The sequence below is a fragment of the Pseudoxanthomonas sp. 22568 genome, assembly GCF_052044485.1.
GTDB lineage: Bacteria > Pseudomonadota > Gammaproteobacteria > Xanthomonadales > Xanthomonadaceae > Pseudoxanthomonas_A > Pseudoxanthomonas_A beigongshangi.
Genome location: NZ_JBQENC010000011.1, coordinates 158783 through 161372, shown reverse-complemented (window position 1 = coordinate 161372; position 2590 = coordinate 158783). Strand labels below are relative to the sequence as shown.

The window sequence follows — 2590 nt, the reverse complement described above, 5'->3', positions numbered from 1 at the left end:
AAAACCCCCAGCCAATTGGCTGGGGGTTTTGGGGTAAAGCCCCTGGCGATGACCTACTCTTGCATGGCTTAAGCCACACTACCATCGGCGCAGCTGCGTTTCACTTCCGTGTTCGGGATGGGAACGGGTGGGACCACAGCGCTAATTTCACCAGGGAGACGGTTGGAGCGTCGCCATCCGAAGGGATGAGGCGCCTGTCTCACATAGGGTCTTGTGACGTAGCGGGCATTGGATTCTCATCGACGCTGCCGTCGAGTCCAAGGCCACTTGAGGTTATATGGTCAAGCCGCACGGATCATTAGTATCAGTTAGCTCAACGCCTTGCAGCGCTTACACACCTGACCTATCAACCACGTAGTCTACATGGTTCCTTCAGGGGGCTTGTGCCCCGGGAAGTCTCATCTTGAGGCGCGCTTCCCGCTTAGATGCTTTCAGCGGTTATCGCTTCCGAACATAGCTACCCGGCAATGCCACTGGCGTGACAACCGGAACACCAGAGGTTCGTCCACTCCGGTCCTCTCGTACTAGGAGCAGCCCCTCTCAAACTTCCAACGCCCATGGCAGATAGGGACCGAACTGTCTCACGACGTTCTGAACCCAGCTCGCGTACCACTTTAAATGGCGAACAGCCATACCCTTGGGACCGACTACAGCCCCAGGATGTGATGAGCCGACATCGAGGTGCCAAACACCGCCGTCGATATGAACTCTTGGGCGGTATCAGCCTGTTATCCCCGGAGTACCTTTTATCCGTTGAGCGATGGCCCTTCCATACAGAACCACCGGATCACTAAGTCCTACTTTCGTACCTGCTTGAGCCGTCGCTCTTGCAGTCAAGCACGCTTATGCCTTTGCACACAGTGCGCGATGTCCGACCGCGCTGAGCGTACCTTCGAGCTCCTCCGTTACTCTTTGGGAGGAGACCGCCCCAGTCAAACTACCCACCATACATGGTCCCCGACCCGGATTACGGGCCTAGGTTAGAACGTCAAGCACATCAGGGTGGTATTTCAAGGTTGGCTCCACCACAGCTAGCGCCATGGTTTCATAGCCTCCCACCTATCCTACACAGACGAACTCAACGTTCAATGTAAAGCTATAGTAAAGGTTCACGGGGTCTTTCCGTCTTGCCACGGGAACGCTGCATCTTCACAGCGATTTCAATTTCACTGAGTCTCGGGTGGAGACAGCGCCGCTGTCGTTACGCCATTCGTGCAGGTCGGAACTTACCCGACAAGGAATTTCGCTACCTTAGGACCGTTATAGTTACGGCCGCCGTTTACTGGGGCTTCGATCAAGAGCTTCGCCTTGCGGCTGACCCCATCAATTAACCTTCCAGCACCGGGCAGGCGTCACACCCTATACGTCCACTTTCGTGTTTGCAGAGTGCTGTGTTTTTGATAAACAGTCGCAGCGGCCTGGTTTCTGAGGCCCTCTTCAGCTCAGCTGCGCATGCAGCCACCAAAAAGGGCGCACCTTCTCCCGAAGTTACGGTGCCATGTTGCCTAGTTCCTTCACCCGAGTTCTCTCAAGCGCCTGAGAATTCTCATCCTACCCACCTGTGTCGGTTTACGGTACGGTCTTCGTGAGCTGAAGCTTAGGAGCTTTTCCTGGAAGCGTGGTATCAGTGACTTCGCTCTAAAGAGCTCGTCTCGGTGCTCGGTGTTAAAGGAACCCGGATTTGCCAAAGTTCCACACCTACCGCCTTTCCCCGGGACAACCAACGCCCGGTACACCTAACCTTCTCCGTCCCTCCATCGCACTCACGCGAGGTGCAGGAATATTAACCTGCTTCCCATCGACTACGGCTTTCGCCCTCGCCTTAGGGACCGACTAACCCTGCGTCGATTAACGTTGCGCAAGGAAACCTTGGGCTTTCGGCGTGCGGGCTTTTCACCCGCATTATCGTTACTCATGTCAGCATTCGCACTTCCGATACCTCCAGCAGCCTTCTCAAGCCACCTTCGCAGGCTTACGGAACGCTCCTCTACCGCGCACACATAAGTGTGCACCCCAAGCTTCGGTTTAGTGCTTAGCCCCGTTAAATCTTCCGCGCAGACCGACTCGACCAGTGAGCTATTACGCTTTCTTTAAAGGGTGGCTGCTTCTAAGCCAACCTCCTGGCTGTCTGTGCCTTTCCACATCGTTTTCCACTTAGCACTAAATTTGGGACCTTAGCTGTGGGTCTGGGTTGTTTCCCTTTTCACGACGGACGTTAGCACCCGCCGTGTGTCTCCCATACAGTCCGTCTTGGTATTCGGAGTTTGCCATGGTTTGCTAAGACGCGATGTCCCGCTAGCCATAACAGTGCTCTACCCCCAAGAGGATACATATGAGGCGCTACCTAAATAGCTTTCGAGGAGAACCAGCTATCTCCGGGTTCGATTAGCTTTTCACTCCTAATCACACCTCATCCCCTACCTTTGCAACGGGAGTGGGTTCGGGCCTCCAGTACCTGTTACGGCACCTTCACCCTGGGCATGACTAGATCACCCGGTTTCGGGTCTACTGCCCGCGACTATGCGCCCTTATCAGACTCGGTTTCCCTTCGCCTCCCCTATACGGTTAAGCTTGCCACGAACAGTAAGTC

2 rRNA genes (1 of these 2 only partly in view) are annotated in these 2590 nt (G+C 54.9%); both read right to left on the bottom strand.

Going from position 1 to position 2590, the window contains the following annotated elements:
• Positions 1–40: 40 nt before the first annotated feature.
• Positions 41–155: ribosomal RNA gene (gene rrf, locus ACTJI2_RS14895) — 5S ribosomal RNA — on the bottom strand.
• 122 nt (positions 156–277) lie between these two features.
• A 23S ribosomal RNA gene (locus ACTJI2_RS14890) occupies positions 278–2590 on the bottom strand (it continues 566 nt past the right edge of the window).